We start from the raw sequence: 18885 nt of genomic DNA, 5'->3' as shown, positions 1-18885 counted from the left end.
GCATGGACATGACATTACCGCACATGCCGAAAGCGGTCATCTTCGATATGGATGGCCTCCTGATCGACAGCGAGACGCTTTACCGCGACTCCTTTCTTGCGGCATCGCAAGAGGGCGGGCACAACTTGCCTGTCGAGCTTTACCAACGTGTCTGCGGCAGTCCGTGGGATGTGATCAGCGGAACCATCATTGCCGAGAATGGTGCGGATTTCCCCATGGATGCGTTTCGCGACGCATGGCTACGCCACCTGGCGATCAGCATGGCAGGGGGCGTGCAGATCAAGACTGGCGTTGTGGAGATGCTCGACCTGCTGGACGATCTGAAGCTGCCGCGCGCCATCGCCACCTCATCCCGGCACGAATCCGTCGATCGACACCTCGGACCTCACAACCTCCTCGGGCGCTTCGATCACATCGTGGCGCGCGAGGATTATACCGAGCCCAAGCCTTCACCCATGCCGTATCTTATCTGCCGCCAACCGTCTCTGCGTCGATCCCGCACAATGCATGGCGCTGGAGGATTCCTATCATGGCGTTCAATCCGCTTCCTCTGCGGGGATGATGACGGTGATGGTGCCGGATGTAGCGCCTGCGACCGAGCGAATGCGGGAGAAATGCGTTGCGATCTGCCATAGTCTCTCGGACGTCGCTGCATTGCTGCGCGCGGAACCGACGCGTGGCTAATCCGAGGCGGCTGGATCGAAGCGCCATTTGCGTTGGATCGAACCGATGAGATCAAGCTGGTTGTGATGGGCAAGCAGAAGAACGTGGCCGAACAGGTCTGCCAGCTCGTCCGAAAGGTCCTGCCTCATCTCTTCTGCCGTTTTGCCCTTTGCCCGACCGCGCGCCGTCAAGCGGTTCCACGCTTGCGTTACCTCGCCAACCTCTTCCTGCAGCTTCAGCATGAACCAGTCCGGATCGCGCTCAATACTGTTTGATGCGGCATAGGACGCCGAAGCTTTTTCGAATTTTTGCATCAAGTCGGCCAGCATCGTGTTCCCTCTTCGTTCACACGAATACTGATCACGATTCGGCCGCCGCTGTCGACGGCCATCCCGCTTACGGCATCCGCCCGAAATCGGACTCGATTTTCGGAAAGCACGATGCGTCGCTTCAAAAAGGTAAAGCGTCCTTTGTGCGTCCAATGGGACGCACGGCGCTTTACGGGTACATGCGGACCTTCGCCCATGCGGCGTCAGTGGTTTCCCGCCGGAATTCCACGCGGTCGTGGAGACGGAATTTCCGGTCGTGCCAGAATTCGATGGTCAGCGGATTGATGCGGAAGCCCGACCAATATGGGGGACGCGGAATATCACCCAACGCATATTTGGCGGTGTATTCCGCCACGGCCTTTTCAAGCGCGAAGCGACTTTCCAGCGGTCGGGACTGCTTGGAGGCCCAGGCACCGATACGGCTGCCACGGGGGCGTGAGGCATAATATTCATCTGCCTCTTCGTCCGAGACGATCTCCACCAAACCTCGAATGCGGACCTGTCGTCGGAGGCTTTTCCAATGGAAGCACAAGCCGGCCTTCTGCTGTCCAAGAAGCTCGCGACCCTTGCGGCTCTCGAAATTCGTGTAGATCACAAAGCCGCGTTCATCCGCCGCTTTCAACAGCACCATGCGCACGCTCGGCATTCCGTCCTCGTCCACGGAGGCCAGCGCCACCGCGTTTGGATCATTTATCTCGGACGCGGTTGCATCACGCAACCATTCAGCGAAAAGCGCGAATGGTTCATTTTCTTCCGTGAAGTCACTAGATGTTAACCCCGTTTCCGACATATTGAATAAAATGCTCCAAAGCTGATTTGCGTACCAGAGATGAGTTCTGGGTAAGAGATGGTGATCGTCATAGCAAAGTCGAACAGTCGCACAAAGAGCTTCCTGTCATCGGTCGTCAATGTTTTTGCCGCCGGCTTTATGGCCGTTGCACTGACAGGCTGTGTCAGTCTTGATCTTTTCGGCGGCGAAAAAGTCGACCGCTCGCTCTCCACGGCGTCCGTGCCAAACCAGCCGACCCAGCCCGTGCTCTCCGATGATGCCACCATTCGCAATGCTGTCACGTCTGCCGACCTGGTGAAAGTTGCCGATTCCCCCGTTCCATGGGCGAATGCTGCAACCGGCAGCGCTGGCGTCGTAACCGCGATCAGCGAAGACAGAAGCACCGGCTTCGTCTGCCGCAACTTCAACACCACGCGCCATTCCTTTGAAGGCGTGGCCAGCTATACGGGTCAAGCGTGCCTTTCCGAGACAGGCGAATGGCTGATGACCCGCTTCGACCAGAAGTAAAACATTTACCCTATCCTCAGAGATCAGACCGGCGACGCGCTCAGTAACGCGTCTGTAAAGGTCTGATTAGCAACTTCTTGCCACAGTCCTATCCAGTTCAAGACACTGATCGTGCAACATTTTCGAAGGTTGGCACGTTCAGGTCTGAGTTTCTTCTGTTTCAGGCCGCTTCGACAAGCGGCAGCAGTTTCGGGCGTAACTGGTGGTTCGGATGCGTGATCCCTATTCAATTCTCGGCGTCAAGCACGATGCCGATTCGGACGAGATAAAGGCCGCCTGGCGTTCCAAGGCGAAGACCGTTCATCCCGATCACAATCGCGATGATCCGGATGCCACCGCACGCTTCACCGAGATTGGACAGGCCTACGATCTGCTGAAGGATCCAAAGAAGCGCGGTTTCTACGACCAGGCGCGTCGGGCCTCAGACGGCAAGCAACGCGAACAAACCATTATGCAGAAGCGGGAAGCCGCAAGGGAGGCCGCCCGCCAGGCTGCGGAACGCGCAAAGGCCGCCGAAAAGCTGATGGAAGAACTGGCCCGGGCGCAGGCGCGCAACGAGAAGGCGGCCGCAGAGAGCACAGAAGATCCCTCTGCCACCGCAACAAAGGGTAGCGCCAAACCGGAATCTCCCGAGGATATGCTGGAACGCATTTTCGGTGCGGAAGCGAAGGTAAAAGGCGGCGTTGACGCGGGAAAATCCGCCGTCAACGGATCGGTCGACGACGCATCCGCTCGCGAAACATCGGACGCCGGAAACTCCGTTGCCCTCGGCTTTTTCAACGCCCTTATCCGTCGTTTCAAGGCGCCTCCTCCGGTCGTGGAGAAAGCACCCGACATGACGGCCGAAGCCATTGTAACCGTGAACGACATTATCGCTCAGAAGCAGGTGACGCTTCGCATGCCCGATGAGCGGGAAGTGCGCTTTCATCTGCCGATCGGAACCACCGATGGACATGTGGTGCGACTGAAGGGCCAGGGTCTCAAGCTGCCGGAAACGCCACGTGGCGATCTCGTGGTCACGGTTTTGACCGCCCGCGACGACGCGTTCACCGTGAAGGGCTACGATATCCACACAAGTCTACCGCTCGCACTTGCCGATGCGGTGCTGGGATGCGAGGCCAAGGTTCACTCGCCTCGTGGAGAGCAGCAGGTTTCAGTGCCGGCATGGTCCGGTTCGGACAAGGCCATTCACGTGCCGGGCAAAGGCTTACAAAAAGAAAATGGCACCTTCGGCGATCTCGTCGTCGAACTGCGTATCGTTCTGCTTGAAACACCAGATGCTAAAGTAACGGACCTGATGCGCCACATGCGCGAAGGCCTTTATCTGTGACGCCTGCGTGAAAGCGGTGAACAACGCACCCTTTGTTACGCTCCCTTACATGAGATGATCTGAGGCCTTCTTGAACAGCGGTTCTGCCTATGCCATAGGCAGGATCAATCTGGAATATGAGGGAGCATCACATGGCTCAGACATCCGGCCTGATGGCCGGCAAGCGCGGTCTCATCATGGGCGTCGCAAACAATCGTTCGATTGCCTGGGGCATTGCCAAGGCTTGCGCCGATGCCGGTGCCGAACTTGCCTTCACCTGGCAGGGTGACGCATTGAAGAAGCGCGTTGAGCCTTTGGCCCAGGAACTGGGCGCCTTCATGGCCGGCCACTGCGATGTCACCGATCTCGAAACGGTCGACGCTGTCTTTTCCAATCTCGAAGCCCATTGGGGCAAGATCGACTTCGTCGTGCACGCCATCGCGTTTTCCGACAAGGACGAGTTGACGGGTCGCTACCTCGACACGAGCCGCGACAACTTCAACCGCACCATGGACATCTCCGTCTATTCTCTGGCAGCCGTTGCAAAGCGCGCCGAGCCGATCATGAATGACGGCGGCTCGATTTTGACGCTGACCTATTATGGCGCTGAAAAGGTCATGCCGAACTACAACGTCATGGGCGTCGCCAAGGCAGCGCTCGAAGCAAGCGTGCGTTATCTGGCGGTCGATCTCGGCAACCGCGGCATTCGCGTCAACGCCGTCTCCGCCGGCCCGATCAAAACGCTTGCCGCTGCTGGCATTGGCGATTTCCGCTATATCCTGAAGTGGAACGAGTACAACGCACCGCTCAAGCGCACCGTTTCCATCGAGGAAGTCGGCAAGTCTGCGCTTTACCTGCTCTCGGACCTCTCGACCGGCGTGACGGGTGAAGTGCATCATGTGGATTCGGGCTATCACGCAATCGGCATGAAGGCTGTAGACGCGCCGGACATCTCCGTCGTAAAAGACTAACACGGTTCAGAGATAAGGACTGGCGCCGCCTCATTTTTGACGTGCGGCGCCGTCACGTCTTTAAAGGACAGAGTTAGAAAAGCAGGGGTGAGCAGTGCTGGTCTATGTTATCCGCCACGGACAGACAGACTGGAACGCGATCAGAAGGCTTCAAGGCCAAAAGGACATCCCTCTTAACGATTTCGGCCGCTCCCAAGCGGTCGGCAACGGCAAGACCCTCGCCGCTATTCTCGGCCCGACAGCCACGGAATTCGATTACGTCGCAAGTCCCCTTGGCCGCACGCGTGAAACCATGGAACTTGTGCGCGGTGCGATGGGACTTGATCCTATAGACTACCGCACCGATGAGCGCCTCGTCGAAGTGTCCTTCGGCGACTGGGAAGGCTACACCCTCCCCGAACTCAAGCTTTCCTTTCCTGACCGCGTCAAAGCGCGCAAGGCGGCGAAATGGGATTTCATTCCTCCGGGCCAGAATGCCGAAAGCTATGAGATACTTTCCTGGCGCATCGGCGCCTGGCTTTCATCCGTCGAGCGCAAGACCGTTTGTGTTTGTCATGGCGGTGTGATCCGCAGCATGTTCCGGCTGGTCTCTGGCATGGACAAGGACGAAGCGGCTGAAATTCCCATTCCACAGGACAAGATATTGAAAGTCGAGACCGACAAGAATCTGGCCGAATGGGTTGACGTCAGAGAAACCGTCTAGTCTTACCCTGTGTCTGCCGCTCTGGACGTAAAGAAAGGCTTCAAATAGCTTCTTCAGAACGCTGAGGTTCAGGGAGCATGATATGCTTGGCAAAACGGTTTTCCTTGTTGCCGTGATGATGGCAAGTCTGGCCAACGCACAGGATACAGAGCCCGCCGAGACTGAACCTCCAGCACCGTGGAGACATCTTGACGGTCGCAACACCGGCACCGTTGGGACGTGCTCGCCGGACGATACTGGCGACATCACCATCTGTTATCTCGTGCGGTGTGACAAAGGCGAACTGGTCTTCGTCATGCAGGAGGCCGATATAGCGGAATTTGGGATTAGCAAGATGACCTTTGAGATCGGCCGCTACAAACGGACGATCAAGATGCCTCCCGTCAGGAACGATGAACAAGCGATCAGTCTTGCTAAGGAACCGAAGCTGCTCGCAGCGCTCACATCGGGCGCCGATTGGGCAAGCCTTTCAACGTCCGGCGCCCGGGTAGAATATAGTACGGGTTTCGAATTGACCAACGCGCCGAAATTGATTTCGGAGTTGCGTGCTAAATGCCTGAAATAATTGGAAGTGCCGCGGTAAAACGGTGCTCGTTTCAACAGCCTAAAAACAGATCACTGATGTGAACGCTGCATTCGCTTACTGCACGACCTCAAGGTCATCCACGACGCGCTTGCCGTCCACTTCCGTGTAAAACACCAGAACCTTCACGCCCGGTTGCAGTCCCTCGAAGTTGAACTCTTCCGGCACTTTGTAATTCTTACCGTCAGCGAGCGTGATATTCAGGCCCTTCACGTCAACCTTGCTGATGGTCGACTCGACATCGACGCTCTGAGCAAAGCTGTTCAAAGGGGCAAAAAGATTTGCGGTGGCTAAAAGTGCGGCAATCATCAAGCGCATGGTTCTAGCCTCCTTCAGGCCCCGGATCAGTTTCTCATGCAACAAGATTTCTCTCCCGAATGTGGCGGAATTCGCCCGTAACAATGTCAATTTCCGTATAATTGGTGAATGGATTTTAACCAATATCAAACGTTTAGACTTTTTTCGCGACGTGGCCTCTGAAACACCAGCGGGGGCGCGCAGCTATACTATTTGTTTTAGATTATCTTTTAGGGTTCTCCTCGACCATTGTTTTCTGAGCTTGGACTGAGGACTGTCTGACGTGGCATCAGCATCGACATTTTCACGCAGCATCCGCGAGAAGAGCAAACGAAAAAAGATGCTGTTCGGCGCTTCGGCGGGCGTGTCGCTTGCGGTGATCTACTTCATCGATCCGGCCTCCTTCTGGATTGCATTGCCTCTCACCGTCATTCTCCTTTTGGTTGCAGAGCGCAATCACAATCTGACGATGATTCATATTCGAGAGAGCAAGTTCCTCGAACTCTCCCAGCGCTTCAAGCTCGCAATGGATTCGTCCAATATCGGCCTATGGGAGCTGAATGGCGGCGACGCGTGCTATCTGGATGGTCGTGCTGCAGGACTGCATGGCTACGCGACGACCGAGAACGGGTTTTCTCTCACGCGTTGGCTGGAAGCCGTCGCGCCAGAAGACCGGCCCAAGATCACCGACTTTCTGAGGCGTTGCACCGATGGGGAGGAAACCCATTCCGAAGCCTATAGAATTCAATTGCGATCCGGTGAGATGCGCTATCTGCGGGCTGCAGGCGCAAACTATGGCACACCGGACGGTGCCCGGCACACAAGCGGCATCATCTGGGATGTCACCTCGGACATGCAGATCGCAGAGACGTTGAAGAACTCAATCTATAGCAGCCGCGTCAAGAATGCCGAGCTTGAGCTTGCGCTTCAGGAACTGTCGTCCCGCGAACACGATCTGATGGAGTTGTCGCGACGGCTCGATTTCGCGCTCCAATCCTATAATTGTGGTATCTGGGAAGCCAATCTCACCAAGGACCATTCCTATTGGGATCGTCGTATGCACCAACTCTATGGGCTGGAATATACTACAGGTTACACGGATCGAGCGAAATGGCTGAACTGCCTCCACCCAGATGACAGAGAGAAGGCCGCCGCTGAGGCCGATCGCTCCGCAGCCAACAATGAGCCCTTCTCCAGCATTCAGCGCGTGCTGCCCCAAGATGAAGAGGTACGCTATATTCGCTCCGTGGGCAGTATCCATATCGATCGGGATGGAGATCGCAAGGTCATCGGCATTGCTTTCGACATCACCGCAGATGTGCGCCTTGCCGAGGAGCTTAAGGCCGCGAAGGAAGAGGCCGAGGCACGCAACGCGGAATTGATCGAGGCCAAGTCACACATCGAGCACAACGCGCTGCACGATCCCTTGACCGGGCTGGCAAACCGTCGAAAGCTGGATAAGGAGCTGGACGATCTGACGTTATCGCCCATGGCAGATGGCCGGTCGCGTTTTGCCATCCTTCACCTCGACCTCGACCGCTTCAAACAGATCAACGACACGCTGGGGCACGCAGCGGGCGATGCGACGCTTGCCAGAGCCGCGGAAATTCTGACCCTCAATGTCGGTGATGCGGGTATCATCGCCCGTATTGGCGGCGACGAATTTGTCATCCTCATCCCGCAGCTGGCCGACAAGCACACCGTCGCCTTGATCGCATCGAACATCATCGCAGCTTTCCAGCATCCCTTCGATTTTCAAGGGTTTACTTGCCGATGCGGCGTCTCGATCGGCATCGCCTTTGGCGAAGCCCAGGATAACGACGCGCGCAAGATTCTCATCAACGCCGACCTCGCTCTCTATCGTGCTAAAGCGATGGGCCGGAACCGCTACGAGTTCTTCACGCAAAATCTTCAAGCCGAGATCGTCAATCACAAGCGCACGGCCGATGAGATTCTGGAGGGGCTGGAAAAGGGTGAGTTCGAAACCTGGTACCAGCCGCAACTCTGCGCCAGAACCGGCGAGATCGCAGGCATGGAAGCGCTCGTCCGCTGGCGCCATCCCACACGCGGCCTGCTGACGCCGGACAAATTCCTGGGTATCGCAGAGGAGCTGGACGTCGTTCAGGCGCTCGATCGACTGACCTTGCAATCCGCGCTACAGGACCGGCGTTTGTGGAGTATGAAGGGACTGGAAATCCCCCGCGTTTCGGTCAATGTTTCGGTGCGTCGTCTGCATGACGTGCATCTGCTGGAAAGCCTGCAACAACTTCACATCCGGCCTGGCGAAGTTGTCTTTGAGCTGGTTGAATCCATCTTCCTCGATGACAGCGACGAGCAGGTCGTCCAAAATCTCGACAGGGTCAAAGCGCTTGGCATCGATGTCGAAATCGATGATTTCGGTACCGGGCATACCTCACTCATCAGCCTGCTGCGCCTCAAGCCGAAACGCCTCAAGATCGATCGACAGCTGGTGATGCCGATTCTAAACTCTCCACAGGAGCGGGCGCTGGTCCGTTCCATCATCGACATCGCCCGCTCGCTCGGCGTCGAGACCGTGGCAGAAGGCGTGGAAACGATGGAGCATGCCGCTATGCTGAAAGATATGGGCTGCGATATCCTTCAAGGCTTTGCCTTTGCCGCGCCTTTGCCACCACACGAGTTTTCAGCCTTTGCGCTACAGCAGGAACTGCGTCGCGTGTCTTGATGCACGCTGCCCCAGCCGGATCAAAGAAAGGCTTTTGCCTTCCTGTTATTTTCCACTAAGGAGATGACCGCGCATTTTTGTAAATATCGCGTCTCTCTATAGGAAACGCTGCCTGGTCTGGTTTTATTGTCATGTCGCATAACACGTTCGGTCATCTCTTCCGCGTTTCCACCTGGGGCGAAAGCCATGGTCCGGCGCTGGGCTGCGTGGTGGATGGCTGCCCTCCCGGCATTCGCTTCACGCTTGCGGAGGTGCAGGCCTGGATGGATAAGCGTAAGCCTGGCCAGAGCCGCTTCGTCACCCAGCGGCGCGAAGATGACATCGTCAAGGTTCTTTCCGGCGTGATGCTGGATGAGGACGGCGAGACCATGATCACCACAGGCACGCCGGTTTCCATGCTGATCGAAAACACCGACCAGCGCTCGAAGGATTATGGCGAGATCGCTAAGCGCTACCGTCCAGGCCACGCCGATTTCACCTATGATCTGAAATACGGCATTCGTGATTACCGCGGCGGTGGCCGCTCTTCTGCGCGCGAGACAGCAGCACGTGTGGCAGCCGGCGCGCTGGCCCGCAAGGTGGTGCCCGGGATGACCGTTCGCGCAGCACTCGTGCAGATCGGCAAGCACAAGATCAACCGCGACAATTGGGATTGGGCGCAGGTCAACGAGAACCCCTTTTTCTGCCCGGATCCTGAGATGGTGCCTGTCTGGGAAGACTATCTCGATACGGTCCGCAAAGCGGGCTCTTCCATCGGTGCTGTGGTGGAGGTTCTCGCCGAGGGCGTTCCGGCAGGCATCGGCGCGCCGATCTATGCCAAGCTCGATCAGGATATCGCGTCCAATCTGATGTCGATCAACGCGGTCAAGGGTGTCGAGATCGGCGAAGGTTTTGCGTCCGCGGAACTCAGCGGCGAGGAAAATGCCGACGAGATGCGCATGGGCAATGACGGGCAGCCTTTCTTCCTGTCGAACCACGCCGGCGGCATTTTAGGTGGCATTGCGACGGGCCAGCCGATCGTCGCACGTTTTGCCATCAAGCCCACCTCTTCGATCCTCACCGAACGCCAGTCCATCGATGCCGATGGAAACAACGTCGACGTCCGCACCAAGGGCCGTCATGACCCTTGCGTGGGCATTCGCGCCGTTCCCATTGGCGAAGCCATGGTCGCCTGCACAGTAGCAGACCACTATCTGCGCGACCGCGGCCAGACTGGCAGACTGAAATAAACAGGAGAAATAGCATGGCATACGATCAGAAACGCGTCGTGGAAGCGATCCGCGCCTTCGAGGCTGGCGAGATCGTGGTGGTCATGGATGATGACGGGCGCGAGAACGAAGGCGATCTCATCGTTGCCGCCGTGCATTGTACGGCTGAAAAAATGGCCTTCATCGTGCGCCACACCTCCGGCATCGTCTGTGCGCCCATGCCTCGGGGGGAAGCCAAGAGGCTGAACCTGAACGCCATGGTCGCCGAAAACGACAGCGCGCATACGACCGCCTTTACCGTGTCCGTCGACTTCAAACACGGAACCACGACCGGCATTTCCGCCGACGACCGTACGCTGACGGTGCGCAATCTTGCGAACCCGAATGTCGGTCCCGCTGATTTTACCCGTCCCGGCCACATCTTTCCGCTGATTTCACGCGAAGGCGGCGTGCTGATGCGCTCCGGCCATACGGAAGCAGCCGTGGACCTCTGCAGGCTTGCAGGCCTGCCACCGATCGGCGTCATCTGCGAACTCGTCAATGACGATGGCAGCGTCATGCGCGGTCCGCAGGTTTCGAGCTTTGCGGAAACCCATGGTCTCAAACAGGTGTCGGTTGCCGACCTGATCGCCTACCGCCAGCGCAAGGAAACGCTGGTGGAGATTGAGAGCGAGTTCACCATCGACACACCCTTCGGCCCGGCCAAGGCGCAGACCTATTCCCTGCCTTGGGACCCGATGCAGCACATGGCGGTGATTTTCGGCGATATCCGCGATGGCGTCGATATTCCGGTTCGCCTGCATCCGGAAAACGTGGCGGACGATATTTTCGGCAGCAAGCAGCCGGTGCGCAATTATATGCAGAAGATTGCCGAGGAAGGTCGCGGCGTTATCGTTTATCTTCGCGAGGGTTCAGTTGGCGTCGGCAAGGTCGAAGGCCGCCGCAAGGCGCGTGATGCGGACGAGACTCACGAGCAGGCGCGTTCTCGCGAAGAAGAATGGCTGGAAATCGGCCTTGGCGCGCAGATCCTGAAGGAACTCGGCATCAGCTCCATCAAGTTGCTGACCACGCGCGAGCGCCACTATGTCGGGCTGGAAGGCTTTGGTATCCAGATCAGCTCCACCGAGCTCTGCTGATGCGTGAAATGCCAGGAGCGGGCTCGTCCGCTCTTGGCCCTATTCCCCAGCTAGCCAGCCATCCAAATAACGCACGCTCGCAACGCCGGTGAATTTTGCCAGCCGGTTCAGTTCCGCATCCAGCTTTCCCAACCTGCCGGATGATGGCCGCACGCCCGGCTCCAGCCATAGACGTCTAACGTCGAGCAAACCATTCTTGCGCTCCGCCTTCATATCGATGCGCCCGATCATGCGATCGCCTTCCAGAAGCGGGAAGACATAATAGCCATATTGTCGCTTCGGCTCCGGCACGAAGACTTCGATCCGATAGAAGAAGCCGAAGAGGCGTTCGGTACGAGCACGGTTGCGCAACAACGGATCGAAGGGGCTGAGAACCCGGACCCGCTGCGGCGGTTCGAGCGACGCCTCCGCATCCATTTCTGCTGCAAAGCTCGCAAAGGCGTGGGATGCGCGCTCCTTAGCACCATTGGCTGAGATCAGCGACACCTCAACCAGTTCATCCCGGTGGGACGTCACCCAGTCCTTCGCCTCGTTCGGCGTCACCAGATTGAAGAAGGCGGATATTTCTCCTGAGGTCGCAAAGCCCAGCCGAGATAGTGCCTCACGGCAGGCCCAATCGATGAAGGCTTCGTGGCTGACGTCCTGATCGTAGTGCTCCTTCAGGATGACGCGCTCTGCAAGATCGTAGACCTTCTGAAAGTTCACGCGGCGCGCGATGGCAAGTCTGCCGGTGTGCCACATATATTCAAGCGCCGTCTTGGATGGATGCCAGTTCCACCAGCCGCCGGATTGATGATCTTCGGCCTTCATATCGCGCGACATGACCGCACCGTTTTCCGCAATGTGCCGATAGGTCTCCTCGAAGGCGGAATCGAATCCCTCGCCATGCCATTTTTGCCAACGCTCCTGCATGATTGGCTCGCGGCGGCGGAAGCGGTGCTTCCAGTAGGGATAAAAGGCCGTCGGCACAATCGACGCATCATGTGTCCAGTGCTCGAAAAGCGTGCGGTCCTTTTCCAGTAGCGCGGTCAGATGCTCGCGCCTATAGGTCTGGTTTCTGGAGAAGATGATCTGGTGATGCGCCCGCTCCACGGTGGCAATGCTATCCACCTGCACAAAGCCGAGAGTCGTAATGAGCTCGAGCAATCCGTCCTTCGACAGTGCCTTGTTCGGCGGCGCCGAAAGACCCTGCCGTGCCAGAAAAATACGCCGTGCTGCTTCGTTGGAAACCAGAATCGCCATGTCATGAAGTCTAGGATTCCCGTTTCGCGAAATCAATGTTCTTTTTTTGTTCTTGATTTCGTCGCTAGCCCTTTGTGTTTATAGAGGCGTAGAGGACGACAAGGGAAACGACGTGGACATTCAGTTCCAGAATGCGGGTGTAACTTTCGAGGGACGAACGGCGCTTGCGCCGCTCGATCTTTCGCTATCGCAACGGCGCATCGGCATTATCGGTCTCAACGGTTCCGGCAAGACCACCTTCGCCCGATTGATCAATGGTCTGACCAAACCAACGACCGGAAGGGTCATCGTCAACGGGCTCGATACGGTAAAGGATGCCGATTCCGTCTTGAAACAGGTGGGCTTTGTCTTCCAGAGCCCGCAGAACCAGATCATCCTGCCGATCATTCGCGACGACATCGCCTTTGGATTGAGGAATCGCGGTCTCGGCAAGAGCGCGGTCGATGAGGCCGTGACGGCGATATTGCATCGCTTCGGCATCGAACACCTTTCAGGCCGCCGTGCCCATGAACTGTCGGGCGGCGAGTTGCAGCTTGCAGCACTTGCGGCGCTGTCCATCACCGGCCCAAACATTCTGATCCTGGACGAACCGACGAACCAGCTCGACCTGAAGAACCGCGCCGTGGTGGAGCGGACGATCCTCAGTTTGGAGCAGGATGTGGTCGTCATTACCCATGACCTATCGTTGCTTGAGACTTTCGATCGCGTTCTGCTCTTTCATCAAAGCGTGCTGACATTGGATGGTAAGCCAGAAGAGGTTATTGCCCAATACCGGAAGATCGCACTTTCATGAGAAGCCTTTATGCCGAGGGAACGGGCTGGCTTTACAGGCTTTCGCCGCGCATCAAGCTATTGACGCTTGCGGCTTTCAGCGCGGGGTTATTTCTCACTCGCGATCCGTTGATCCTCAGTCTTGCGGTCATCCTGGCGGTGCTCATTCTTTGGCAGGCCCATCTTGGACTGCGCGGAACGCTCTCCCGGCTTCGCCCGGTCTTCCTCACCATCGCCCTCATCGCCGCGTTCAGCGTCCTGCTGATCCCATTCATGGATGCCACCATCACCCTCTTGAGATTGAGCGCGCTGACACTGCTGGCAACGGCGGTCACGGCAAGTGTCAGCATCTCGCAGTTCATGGATGAGATCACTTACGCGCTTCGCCCGCTTGAGAAGCTTGGCTTGGCGAATGCGGCAGACGTGGGCCTTGCGGTTGGACTTGTGGTTCGCTTCGTCCCTGAAATCATCAGCCGGTATCACACGTTGAGCGATGCGCACCGGGCACGCGGCAGTCGTGTGAGGCTCACCAGTATTCTCGTCCCACTCGTCATTATGACGTTGAAGGATGCCGACGCGATTGCGGATGCCATTGACGCGCGCGGCTTCAGAGGTCAAACCTCACTTAAGCAAAAGGGAGATGCCCCATGACGACCCGTGACCTCGTTCTGATATCGCTGTTTTCAGCCATCATCATCGCACTTGGCCTGCTGCCGCCCATCACACTCGGCTTCATTCCGGTTCCGATCACAGCGCAGTCACTCGGCGTCATGCTGGCGGGTGTCGTGCTTGGCGCAAAGCGCGGCACGCTTGCCGTGCTGCTGACAATCCTGATTGCGGCCATCGGCCTGCCGGTTCTCTCCGGCGGCAGAGGTGGGCTCTCGATTTTCACAACCCCGACAACGGGTTATCTGATCGGCTGGATCGCCGCTGCATTCGTGACAGGCATCCTTTCCGAACGCCTTGTGAAGGCGAACCAGACCGCGTTGACGCAAGGCATTGGCTTCTTTCTCGCCTGCGTCGCAGGTGGTGTCATTGTCCTTTACGCTTTCGGGATCACTTACCTGGCTTTCGCAACCGGCATCGGTTTCAGCAAGGCATTCATCGGCTCCATGGCGTTCGTCCCGGGTGATCTGATCAAGGCCGTCGTGGCAGCGCTTGCTGGCCGGGCGGTGATGGCTGGTTACCCGCTGCTGCCGCAGCGCGCTTAACAACGATTTTATCCGTTTCAGGAGCAAGCGACCCATGGCCACACGGCTTTACGAGCATCCGATCTTCCTGGAACACATCACCCCTGATGGGCATCCGGAGCGGCCAGACAGACTGCGCTCGCTGAACATCGCGCTCGAGCATCCGAATTTCGAGCGGCTGGTTCGCACCCAAGCACCGCAGGCCAATGAGGATGCGGTGCTTCTGGTTCACCCGGAAAGCCATCTTCTGTCCGTAATGCGTCAGATCCCGGAAGAAGACGGCGAGATCAACCGTATCGAAGCCGACACCTACGCCTCTCCGAAAAGCCTGCAAGCGGCGCTGACCGGCATCGGCGCGGCCATGGCGGCCGTGGATGACGTGTTCAAGGGCGAAGCCGACAACGTCTTCGTCGCAAGCCGTCCGCCGGGCCACCATGCGGAAACCGAAAAGGCGATGGGTTTCTGTCTGTTTAACAATGCGGCGATCGCCGCCCGTCACGCGCAACGGGTGCATGGCGCGGAGCGCGTGGCAATCGTGGATTGGGATGTTCACCACGGTAACGGCACGCAGGACATCTTCTGGAACGACACATCGGTGCTTTTCTGTTCCACCCACCAGATGCCGCTTTATCCCTGGAGCGGCGACAAAAACGAAACGGGCGTGAAGAACAATGTCGTCAACGCGCCGCTCTCCCCTAACACGGGAAGCGACCATTTCCGCGAGGCCTTCAAGTCCAGGGTTCTGCCTGCTATCGCCGATTTCTCGCCGGACCTGATCATCATCTCCGCCGGTTTCGATGCCCATCACCGCGATCCACTCGCCCACATCAATCTGGTGGGTGAGGATTTCGATTGGGCAACGGGGCGAATTCTGGAGATGGCCGATAAATATGCCGGCAACCGGGTCGTCAGCCTTCTGGAAGGCGGTTATGATCTCGAAGGGCTGGCGGAATCGGCGGCCATGCATATCTTGAGAATGATGAAGGGTTGAAGATGACGGAAAATGCCAACACAGCCGATGTCAGCGGTTACTCTTTCGAAAAGGCCGTCGCCGAGCTGGAAAGCATTGTTGCCCGCCTGGAACGCGGCGATGTGGCCTTGGACGAATCCATTGCCATTTACGAGCGCGGAGAAGCCCTGAAGAAACATTGCGAAGCGTTGCTGACGACCGCCGAAAAGCGCATCGAAAAGATCCGCCTGGACCGCGCAGGCAAACCTCAGGGTGTCGAGCCACTGGACGGCGAATAAAGCTAGCACGTCAAGCATTGTGCTCGTGAGCTTGGTTTTCGTCGCCCTGCTCGCTGCCGGTCGCAGTAGCGTCGCCTCCATAAGAGAATGCTCACGCACCGGATCAAATCGTGGTAGTCTGCGAAGCAAGCACGGTGAAGGAGCAATCCATGTCGTTTTTTCCAGGCAATGATCCCGCCGTCGGCGATGCTTTTGCGTGTGATGCGATCGAGAATCTTATCGTTCCCCGTTCAAGCGATATTGGCGGCTTTTCCGTGCGTCGCGCATTGCCGACGAGGGATCGCCGTCTGGTCGGACCTTTCATCTTCTTCGACAGGATGGGGCCGGCGATCTTGAAGGCCGGGGACGCGCTGGACGTAAAGCCGCATCCGCATATCGGGCTTTCCACCGTGACGTATCTTTTCGATGGCGAGATCAAGCACCGCGATAGCCTCGGAACGGAAATCGTCGTGCGGCCGGGCGATATCAACCTGATGACGGCAGGTCGCGGTATCGTCCATTCGGAGCGTACACCCGAAAACCTGCGCGGACATCCTTTCTCCATGTCCGGCCTGCAAACCTGGCTTGCCCTACCGGACGACAAGGAAGAGATCGCTCCGGATTTCTCCCACACCGAACGCGATTCCATGCCGCTGATCGATGTGGCGGGCGCAACCGGACGTGTCGTTATTGGTGATTTTGCGGGCCTGCACTCACCGGTCAAGACCTTCACCGATACGCTTTATGCCGACCTTTCGCTTGCCGCGGGCGCGAAGTTTCCTTTTCCGGCCGATCACGAAGAAAGGGCGATCTATATTCTCTCCGGCTCACTGGAAGTCGCTGGCGATGTGTTTGCAGCAGACCAGTTGCTGGCCTTTCGCGCCGGTGACGACATCACCCTGAAGGGCGGCGTCGATGGTTGCCACATCATGCTCTTCGGGGGCGCAGCCTTGAATTCGCGGCGTTATATCTGGTGGAATTTCGTCTCGTCATCAAAAGAACGCATAGAGCAGGCCAAGGAAGAGTGGAGAACCGGACGTTTCGATATCGTACCGGGAGATGAAGACGAGTTCGTACCTTTGCCCAAAAGCTGAAATGTGTGAGAGCGCCGAGCGTCCTTTCGGACGCACAAAGGACGCTCTAAATGTTTGAATCCACGCATCGTGCTTTTCCGAAAATCGATTTCGATTTTCAGGCCGATGCTGTAGAACGGGACCATGCTTGCCGAAGGCTGCGCCCTGCCCCATCTAAAGGGTACGTTTTTGAAGAGAACACGAAGGCCAAACGATTGACCGGAATGCCAGACACACCATTGCTTGACCGGGTGAAATTCCCATCCGATCTGAAAGCAATCGAGGATCGCGACCTGCCGCAACTGGCGAGGGAATTGCGCGACGAGATGATCGATGCGGTCTCCAAGACCGGTGGACATCTGGGTGCCGGCCTCGGCGTGGTGGAACTGACGATCGCCATCCACAAGGTGTTCAACACCCCTGACGACCGCGTGATCTTCGATGTCGGACACCAGTGTTATCCGCATAAAATCCTGACCGGTCGTCGCGATCGCATCCGCACGCTGCGCCAGGAAGGTGGCCTTTCCGGCTTCACCCGTCGTGCCGAAAGTGAATATGACGATTTTGGTGCAGGCCACTCCTCCACCTCCATTTCCGCCGGTCTCGGCATGGCGGTTGCGGCAGAACTCAATGGCAGTGACCGCAAGGTGATTGCCATCATCGGCGATGGCTCAATGTCGGCCGGTATGGCTTTCGAGGCGCTGAACAATGCCGGCGCGCTGGACGCACGTCTGATCGTCATCCTCAACGACAACGACATGTCGATCGCGCCGCCGACGGGGGCCATGAGCGCCTATCTGGCACGCCTTGCATCCGGCCGGACCTACATGGGCTTCCGCGACTTCGGCAAGAAGCTGACTGCCTATCTCGGCAAAACGATCGACCGTGCCATAACCCGCGCAGTGACCCATGCGCGCGGCTATGTAACGGGCGGCACGCTGTTCGAAGAGCTCGGCTTCTATCATATCGGCCCGATCGACGGCCACTCCTTCGAGCACCTTCTTCCCGTGCTGCGCAATGTTCGTGACAACCAGAAAGGTCCGGTGCTGATCCACGTCGTGACGCAGAAGGGCAAGGGCTACGCCCCGGCCGAAGCCGCCGCCGACAAGTATCATGGCGTGAACAAGTTCGATGTCATTACCGGCACTCAAGCCAAAGCAAAGCCAAATGCGCCGAGCTATACCAGCGTTTTCTCCGAGGCGCTGGTACAGGAAGCAAAGCTCGACGACAAGATTGTCGGCGTCACTGCTGCCATGCCGAGCGGCACAGGGCTCGATAAGCTGGCCGAACTCTTCCCCAAGCGCACTTTCGATGTCGGCATTGCCGAGCAGCACGCCGTGACCTTTGCGGCGGGTCTTGCTGCGGAAGGCTACAAGCCCTTCTGCGCGCTCTACTCCACCTTCCTGCAACGGGGTTACGACCAACTGGTGCACGATGTGGCGCTGCAGGGATTGCCGGTCCGTTTTCCGATCGATCGCGCTGGGTTCGTTGGCGCCGACGGGCCAACCCATGCGGGTTCCTTCGACACCACGTTCCTTGCCACCCTCCCCGGCATGGTGGTGATGGCCGCGTCCGACGAGGCGGAACTCAAACACATGGTGCGCACCGCCGCAGCCTATGACGAAGGCCCAATCTCCTTCCGCTACCCGCGTGGGGAAGGTGTGGGCATTGAGATGCCGGCGCGCGGTGAGATCCTCGAGATTGGCAAAGGCCGCGTTGTCAAGGAAGGCTCGAAAATCGCACTTCTCTCCTTCGGCACGCGTCTCGCCGAATGCCTGGCAGCCGCGGAAGATCTGGACGCAGCAGGGCTTTCCACAACGGTGGCCGATGCACGCTTTGCCAAGCCGCTCGATCTCGATCTCATCCGCCAGCTGACGAGCCATCACGAGGTTCTCGTCACCATCGAAGAAGGGTCTTCCGGAGGTTTCGGTGCGCAAGTGCTCCACTTCATGGCAGGAGCCGGCCTTCTGGATACCGGTATCAAGGTTCGCACGCTGACCATGCCCGACCATTGGGTAGAGCAGGCAAAGCCGGAAACCATGTATGCAGAAGCGGGCCTAGACCGTGCTGGCATCATCAAGACCGTGTTTCAGGCTCTAGGCCAAAAACAGATCGACGTCGGTTTTGCCGGATAAGCCTTTGATTCGAAAACGAAGAAGCCGCAGGAACGATCCTTGCGGCT

20 protein-coding genes are annotated in these 18885 nt (G+C 57.8%); 16 read left to right on the top strand and 4 right to left on the bottom strand.

Annotated features, from left to right (window positions below; genetic code table 11):
• Positions 1-2 precede the first annotated feature (2 nt).
• Positions 3-635 (top strand): HAD family hydrolase, encoded by a 633-nt coding sequence (locus QE408_RS11910; protein WP_306931429.1) that lies wholly within the window; start codon positions 3-5, stop codon positions 633-635.
• A gap of 45 nt (positions 636-680) precedes the next feature.
• On the opposite strand, the gene QE408_RS11905 is transcribed toward QE408_RS11910, so the two are convergent.
• On the bottom strand, positions 681-992 hold the full coding sequence (locus tag QE408_RS11905; RefSeq protein WP_306931428.1) for a MazG nucleotide pyrophosphohydrolase domain-containing protein: 312 nt from the start codon (positions 990-992) through the stop codon (positions 681-683).
• A gap of 169 nt (positions 993-1161) precedes the next feature.
• Complete coding sequence (gene pdxH, locus QE408_RS11900) at positions 1162-1782, bottom strand: pyridoxamine 5'-phosphate oxidase (RefSeq protein ID WP_306931426.1); 621 nt, start codon at positions 1780-1782, stop codon at positions 1162-1164.
• A gap of 57 nt (positions 1783-1839) precedes the next feature.
• Between pdxH and QE408_RS11895 the strand changes: the two genes are divergently transcribed.
• The 5 genes from QE408_RS11895 (at position 1840) to QE408_RS11875 (ending at position 5837) form a co-directional block, all read left to right on the top strand.
• A complete protein-coding gene (locus QE408_RS11895; protein WP_306931424.1) occupies positions 1840-2289 on the top strand; it encodes an RT0821/Lpp0805 family surface protein in 450 nt (149 codons plus the stop codon).
• A gap of 211 nt (positions 2290-2500) precedes the next feature.
• A complete protein-coding gene (locus QE408_RS11890; RefSeq protein ID WP_306931422.1) occupies positions 2501-3619 on the top strand; it encodes a DnaJ C-terminal domain-containing protein in 1119 nt (372 codons plus the stop codon).
• 131 nt (positions 3620-3750) lie between these two features.
• Complete coding sequence (fabI, locus tag QE408_RS11885; RefSeq protein WP_306931420.1) at positions 3751-4569, top strand: enoyl-ACP reductase FabI; 819 nt, start codon at positions 3751-3753, stop codon at positions 4567-4569.
• Between the two features lie 94 nt (positions 4570-4663).
• Positions 4664-5272 carry a histidine phosphatase family protein gene (locus tag QE408_RS11880; RefSeq protein WP_306931418.1) on the top strand — a complete coding sequence of 203 codons (609 nt, stop codon included), beginning with the start codon at positions 4664-4666 and terminating at the stop codon, positions 5270-5272.
• An 82-nt stretch (positions 5273-5354) separates the two neighbouring features.
• Positions 5355-5837, top strand: coding sequence for a hypothetical protein (locus tag QE408_RS11875; RefSeq protein WP_306931417.1), 483 nt, complete (start codon positions 5355-5357; stop codon positions 5835-5837).
• Positions 5838-5912: 75 nt separating this feature from the next.
• Here the strand turns inward: QE408_RS11875 and QE408_RS11870 are convergent, their stop codons facing one another.
• On the bottom strand, positions 5913-6173 hold the full coding sequence (locus QE408_RS11870; protein WP_062425904.1) for a DUF1344 domain-containing protein: 261 nt from the start codon (positions 6171-6173) through the stop codon (positions 5913-5915).
• Positions 6174-6435: 262 nt separating this feature from the next.
• Here QE408_RS11870 and QE408_RS11865 point away from each other — a divergent pair, with 262 nt between their 5' ends.
• The 3 genes from QE408_RS11865 to ribB all read left to right on the top strand — a co-directional run bounded on the left by QE408_RS11865 (position 6436) and on the right by ribB (position 11200).
• Positions 6436-8856, top strand: a complete 2421-nt coding sequence (locus QE408_RS11865; RefSeq protein WP_306931414.1) for an EAL domain-containing protein — start codon at positions 6436-6438, stop codon at positions 8854-8856.
• A 131-nt stretch (positions 8857-8987) separates the two neighbouring features.
• The gene (gene aroC / locus QE408_RS11860; RefSeq protein ID WP_306931412.1) at positions 8988-10085 is read left to right on the top strand and encodes a chorismate synthase; all 1098 of its coding nucleotides are present in this window, start codon (positions 8988-8990) and stop codon (positions 10083-10085) included.
• 14 nt (positions 10086-10099) lie between these two features.
• Complete coding sequence (gene ribB, locus QE408_RS11855; protein ID WP_306931410.1) at positions 10100-11200, top strand: 3,4-dihydroxy-2-butanone-4-phosphate synthase; 1101 nt, start codon at positions 10100-10102, stop codon at positions 11198-11200.
• Positions 11201-11239: 39 nt separating this feature from the next.
• Here the strand turns inward: ribB and QE408_RS11850 are convergent, their stop codons facing one another.
• Complete coding sequence (locus QE408_RS11850) at positions 11240-12442, bottom strand: winged helix-turn-helix domain-containing protein (protein ID WP_306931408.1); 1203 nt, start codon at positions 12440-12442, stop codon at positions 11240-11242.
• A gap of 112 nt (positions 12443-12554) precedes the next feature.
• On the opposite strand from QE408_RS11850, the gene QE408_RS11845 reads away from it, so the two are divergent.
• The 7 genes from QE408_RS11845 (at position 12555) to dxs (ending at position 18838) form a co-directional block, all read left to right on the top strand.
• Complete coding sequence (locus QE408_RS11845; protein WP_306931406.1) at positions 12555-13235, top strand: energy-coupling factor ABC transporter ATP-binding protein; 681 nt, start codon at positions 12555-12557, stop codon at positions 13233-13235.
• Positions 13232-13864: an energy-coupling factor transporter transmembrane component T family protein gene (locus tag QE408_RS11840; protein ID WP_306931404.1), complete on the top strand. Its 633-nt coding sequence runs from the start codon at positions 13232-13234 to the stop codon at positions 13862-13864. Before QE408_RS11845 ends, QE408_RS11840 begins: the two co-directional genes overlap by 4 nt.
• Positions 13861-14424, top strand: coding sequence for a biotin transporter BioY (locus tag QE408_RS11835; RefSeq protein WP_306931402.1), 564 nt, complete (start codon positions 13861-13863; stop codon positions 14422-14424). Before QE408_RS11840 ends, QE408_RS11835 begins: the two co-directional genes overlap by 4 nt.
• Positions 14425-14458: 34 nt before the next feature.
• Positions 14459-15394, top strand: coding sequence for a histone deacetylase family protein (locus tag QE408_RS11830; protein ID WP_306931400.1), 936 nt, complete (start codon positions 14459-14461; stop codon positions 15392-15394).
• A gap of 2 nt (positions 15395-15396) precedes the next feature.
• Entirely contained in the window at positions 15397-15651 is a 255-nt protein-coding gene (locus QE408_RS11825; RefSeq protein ID WP_037171757.1) for an exodeoxyribonuclease VII small subunit, read from the top strand.
• A 149-nt stretch (positions 15652-15800) separates the two neighbouring features.
• Complete coding sequence (locus QE408_RS11820) at positions 15801-16724, top strand: pirin family protein (protein ID WP_306931395.1); 924 nt, start codon at positions 15801-15803, stop codon at positions 16722-16724.
• Positions 16725-16918: 194 nt separating this feature from the next.
• Positions 16919-18838, top strand: coding sequence for a 1-deoxy-D-xylulose-5-phosphate synthase (gene dxs, locus QE408_RS11815; protein ID WP_306931394.1), 1920 nt, complete (start codon positions 16919-16921; stop codon positions 18836-18838).
• Positions 18839-18885 lie beyond the last annotated feature (47 nt).

The sequence above is a fragment of the Agrobacterium larrymoorei genome (assembly GCF_030819275.1).
Lineage (GTDB): Bacteria > Pseudomonadota > Alphaproteobacteria > Rhizobiales > Rhizobiaceae > Agrobacterium > Agrobacterium larrymoorei_B.
The sequence above is the reverse complement of the archived record's forward strand: the minus strand, read 5'-3'. Positions and strand labels throughout refer to the sequence as shown.